At 68.4% G+C, this 4,802-nt stretch carries 5 protein-coding genes; all 5 read right to left on the reverse strand.

Going from position 1 to position 4,802, the window contains the following annotated elements; genetic code table 11:
• Positions 1–904: XRE family transcriptional regulator (locus DI573_RS13970; RefSeq protein ID WP_292815547.1), on the reverse strand; the 904-nt coding region annotated here is incomplete at its 3' end.
• Between the two features lie 13 nt (positions 905–917).
• Positions 918–1,619: a hypothetical protein gene (locus DI573_RS13975; RefSeq protein WP_292815550.1), complete on the reverse strand. Its 702-nt coding sequence runs from the start codon at positions 1,617–1,619 to the stop codon at positions 918–920.
• 195 nt (positions 1,620–1,814) lie between these two features.
• Positions 1,815–2,384 carry a hypothetical protein gene (locus DI573_RS13980; RefSeq protein ID WP_292815553.1) on the reverse strand — a complete coding sequence of 190 codons (570 nt, stop codon included), beginning with the start codon at positions 2,382–2,384 and terminating at the stop codon, positions 1,815–1,817.
• Between the two features lie 8 nt (positions 2,385–2,392).
• A complete protein-coding gene (locus tag DI573_RS13985; protein WP_292815556.1) occupies positions 2,393–2,815 on the reverse strand; it encodes a single-stranded DNA-binding protein in 423 nt (140 codons plus the stop codon).
• Between the two features lie 53 nt (positions 2,816–2,868).
• The gene (locus DI573_RS13990; RefSeq protein ID WP_292815559.1) at positions 2,869–4,641 is read right to left on the reverse strand and encodes a TraM recognition domain-containing protein; all 1,773 of its coding nucleotides are present in this window, start codon (positions 4,639–4,641) and stop codon (positions 2,869–2,871) included.
• Positions 4,642–4,802 lie beyond the last annotated feature (161 nt).

The raw sequence follows: 4,802 nt of genomic DNA on the forward strand, positions 1-4,802 counted from the left end.
TAGCGTCGTAGACGGCGTTGAGCCGTTGGTAAGCCCGGCGCGCTGACGACTCGGTGGTGCGGCCACGCTCGACCATGCGTCGTACCAGCGAGGTCGGCGAGACGCCCCACGTCCGCCCGAGGCGGTCGAGGGCAGCGAGGTCGAGCCGCTGAGGTAGCGCGGCATCCATCGCCGATGCCGGCGTCAGGAACGCGGCGGCGAAGGCGTCGGCTTCCTTCTCGATCGAGGCGGTTGGCTCGGTCACTTCGCGGTGCAACAACAGATGCCCGATCTCGTGGGCGATCGAGAATCGGTGTTTGAACACGTTCTCAGTGCGACGGGGCGTCGTGATGATGATCGGCCGGTCGAGAACGACCACCGAAAAGGCGTCGACAGCGTCGATTTCGCTCAGCGGCCGCACCGCCACGACGATGCCGCGGGACTCGGCGTTCGCGACCAGATGCTTCACCGGGCCATCGGGCAGGTTCCAGTGCCCGCGCAATAGTGCAGCCGCCTCCGCGGGCGCGGTGCCGGCCGGGACCGAGGGCAGATCAGCCTCAGGTAGCCTGACGTAGCGCTCCAAAGCGAAGGCCAGCTCCCAGACCAGGGTCGCGGTGGCCAGCGCCTTTTGCCGATCGCTCACGCGCGCGGAGCGCAGGCTGCGAAAGTGCGCGTTAACGCTGTCGATGCGCGCAAGCGGACGGCCGACGGAGAAGAACTCCGGGCGAACTTGCAGTGCCATCGCGAGACGGTCGAGGACCTCGGGCCGGGGCGAGTTCACCCCGGCCTCGTACTGGCCGATCGCGGCGGGTGAGACCTTCACCTGGGTGGCGAGATCGGTCTTGCTGACGCCGAGGCGAACGCGCGCCTGGGTCAGCCTGGCCGGCTCGAACCGGCTGCCAACGGGTATCGGCAAGTCGAACAAGCCGGGAGGATCCTCACGCATCGGTCCCCGGCTGCTCCCGCGTCCTCAGTTCCAGGTCGACTCTGACCGGGCTGCCGTGGTCGAACGCTTCGCCTGTGGACACCGTGTCTTCTGCGACAAGCTCGGGCTCCCAGATGCTGTCCAGTCCGTGGAGCTCAACCTTGCCTTCACCGTCGAGTTCGGCGACCGCCCACTCGATCTTCTGCAACTGCCACGGGACAGAGTGCACCATCACGAGCACCAAAGGCATCGGGTCACCGACTGCGGCCATAAGGGCCGCAGTCTCTGCCGGCTCGACGTTGGTCGTAGCCGCATCGGCGGCGTCGACGGCGTCGTCGAAGCTGGGCTCCCACAGCGCCGCCGGAGGCGTGGGGGCAACGAAGCCGCTCTGGCGGGTCGGGCTCGAGGCGAAGTTCTTGACGGCGTTCGGGTCCTCCGGCACGCGCCAGACATAGATCACGGAGCCGTTGACGATCCCGACCTTGTGGCCGCCGGGAGCCAGCTTGTGGGACTGGAACCCGCGCTCATTCAGCGCGGCGCAGGCGTCATCAAGGAGGTCCCGCCACTGAGCACCGAACCCCATCGCGTAGCGCGACCCCGACATCTCGTGCGCAACGGCGAAGCGATCGTGCCGAGAACGTACAACGTCGATCATCAAGTCGCGGACGCCGTCCGCCTGGTTGCCGAGCGCATGAGGGGGAGAGTTCGGAACCATCAAGGGGCCTCCTGGAGCCGCACCCGAGGTCGTGGTCGGCCTCGCAGTGACTTCAGTATTGCACAACATTCGCGCACTAGAGCTTCATTGGGCGTCTGGCGTGTCGGCTCGCGTGTCGCTCGTTGGCTTCGGATTGGTCCCCATGTGGGCGATCGCGGGACCGTCTGGCCCGAAGGATTCAGGCAACTTTGCGGCTCACTCTCGGCCGGCGCGTTCCCCTGCGAAGAACGCGTCCTCGACCGCGCGCCGGCGCGCGACGTCCTCGATGACGAACCTGCGGAAGTCGGCTGCCCGATCTTCGATCGTGACCTCTTCGACCGACGGCGCTGGATCCTCCCCGGGCCAGGCAGTCTGCCGCGTGGCTCGATCGCGATCGAGGCGGGAGCCGCAGGCGGCGACCCAGTCGTGCAGTCGCTCGCGGGCCTCGGCGAAGTCCTGGTGCCAGCCCAGGGGAGCGGAGCCCTGCTGCTCCTCGTCATAGGCGCACAGCCAGTGCAGGTGGAGCGCGGATAGCTCCCAGACCAGCTCTGCGTGGCGGTGCCAGAGCGGAGGAATGATCGAGGGTCCGAGCCCGTAGGTGCGTCGCAGCCAGTTCACCCACCGGTCGAGTTCGACCCATTCGAACGCCGCCTGATCCGACGTGAGGACGTTCCAGTTCACCGGGTGAGGCACGCTCGACAGGCCGTCTGCTTCGGGCTCGGGGGCATCCGGGGCAGGCGGCTCGAACTCGTACCCGGGGATGTGTAGGGGCTCGTCGGTGGTCATCTGGCGCCTCAGAGCGCTACGGGTCGTACGGCGGGCTTCGACGGGGCGGAAGCGGCCACCGGCGGGAGCGCGTTGCGACGGCGCTGCAGGGTGTAGTTCGTGCGGGCCGAGTCGTGGCCGAGGCGCTTGGCGACGAACTCCTCGGTCTCGACAGCTTGGCCGTCGCGTTCGCGGGATGAGGTGTGCGTGTATCCCTCGGCGATGAATGCATCGCCCTTGTTGAACATCGCGTAGGCGCGCTCCGCGTTCCGCCGGAACATGACGAGGTCGTGATACGTCGTCTCGGTCTGGGTGAAGGTGCCGTCTTCGTTGCGGTCGAAGTGCTCCTGCCCGATGCGCACCCAGAAGCGGGCCTCGCCCTTCGCGTTGAAGGCGAGCTGAGGGTCGGAGGCGATGAACCCGGAGAGAGATTGCTGGGTGTGGATAGTCATCGGATGCTCCTACGTGAGGCCGCGGGTCGGCCATCACCTGATAGGTGCGTGGCCTATCCCCGGCGCAGCTGCTCTTCGACTCGAGCCCTTTCGGCGCGGAGCTCTGCAGCGTCGGGGCGCGCAGTCCATTCGCGCATACGCGTGACGATCGGTGGCGCCGACCGCAGCAGGAGGAGCGCCGTGCCGTATGGCAGGGTGCGGATCACGTCGGGCGGCATGATCGGAACTCGCCGTGTGGATCGCTGGTTAGAGCGCATGCCGCGCTCGCCGACCGTGAACGAGTCGGTGACCTCATCGCGGTCGCCGATGAGCGTGGCGATGTCTTGCAGGTCTCGCGAACCGGAGGCGCCGCCGAGGACGATCTTGGCGATGCTCGCGTCCCAGATCGCCGTGGCGGCGTTGTCGCCCCAGCGTTGCCGGGCCTGGGCGAGGGACTGGAGCACGGGCATTGTGGTGATGCCGGTGCCTCCGCCCTCGGCCATCAGGACGGGCAGGGACGGCAGCGGGGCGAGGTTGCCGATCTCGTCGAGCGCGAGGAGTAGCGGCGGGTCGAGGCGAGCGCCGGGCGATCTCGCGGCCATACGTCTGGCCGTCTCGACGAGATCCTCCACAAGTGCGGCGACGAGCGAGGACGAGGCACCCGCGCCGGCGCCGGTCGCGAGCAGGTACAGGGTGCCGTTGCGTCGGAGGAAGGTCTCCGGATCGAACTGTTCGTCCGCGCCTGGGCTGACGGCATCGAGAACGCGCGGGTCGGCCAAGGCCGCCAATGCGAGGGAGACCCCCTGCCAGATCGAGTCGCGGGTGCGGGGGTCGGCGTCGATCATCGCCTCGAGCGACTCGGCCCAGCCTGTTGCGGCCGACGGGTTCGAGGTCAGGATCGCGACGGCGTCTTTCGCGGCGGCGGGGTCGAGGGTCCACCGGAACAGCTCGGATGGCGAGCGGCCGTCGAGGGCAGCGGCGTGGAGAAGCGACTGCAGTGCGGTGCGGGTCTTTCCCTCCCAGAAGCCGCCGTTCTCGACGCCGACACTTGAGAGGCCGGTGCCAGCGGCAACTCCCGCCGCTCGGATCATCGCGGTGAGCGGGATCTCACACCCGCGCACTGGTGACCACCGCAGTCCGGCCGGCACCCCGGGGGCGAGCTGTTGCGGGTCGAACACGGCGACCGGGCCGCGCTTGATTCGCGCTCGGATCGTCGTCGTGAGGTTGTCTGGTCGGGTAGAGGTCGTGACGACCGCTCCTGGCGCGTCGAGGATCGCGTTTATGACGATGTGCGCCCCCTTACCGGATCGCGGTGGGCCGATGACGAGGATGGAGTCTTCGACCGAGGTCCAGACTTTCGATCCGCGTGCCACGCCGACGAGGTATCCGACGTCGCTTGGCTGGGGGTTGGTGAGCGATGCCCGCAGGTGTCCGGCTCGGGAGAGGAGTGCGCGGTTGGATGCTGCGCGCCTCACGTCCGCGGAGGAGGCGATCCCTGCGATGCGGTTCGGATCGGAGCGGGCGTGGCGGGTGGCATTGCGGAGAACGCGCCACACCCACCACGCAGCGACGGTGACGACCGCCACAAGCAGCGCCACGGCGGCCCAGTATGCGATCGGATTGAGCCCGGCGGCGCCCAGTGCGGTCCCGGGGTCTGCAGGGGAGCCGAAGACTCCGAGTCCGGCCGCGAGACCACCGGTCGGTTGCGTCGCGCCGGTGACGAATGCGGCGAGGTTACCGGCCACACGAAGCACTCCGGCGATGGCGATGACAGCGCCCAGCCCGAGGAGAGCGAGGTTGGCGAGTCCGTCACGGCCCGAGACATCCAGGCTCGGGCTGCCAGTCACGCCAGGTCTCCGATGACGCAGGTGCCCGAGATGCGCCCCACGAGCACGATCTCACCGGTCGTGCTGACCTGACAGAGTCCTGGTTCCAGGAGGGCTCGGGCGGAGCCGTCTGTGGCCGCCTTGGTGTGTCGCACGATGATCGCGACGGCGACGTCCTCTCC

Origin of the sequence: Microbacterium sp., assembly GCF_003248605.1 — a bacterium.
In the GTDB taxonomy this organism is placed as follows: Bacteria; Actinomycetota; Actinomycetes; order Actinomycetales; family Microbacteriaceae; genus Microbacterium.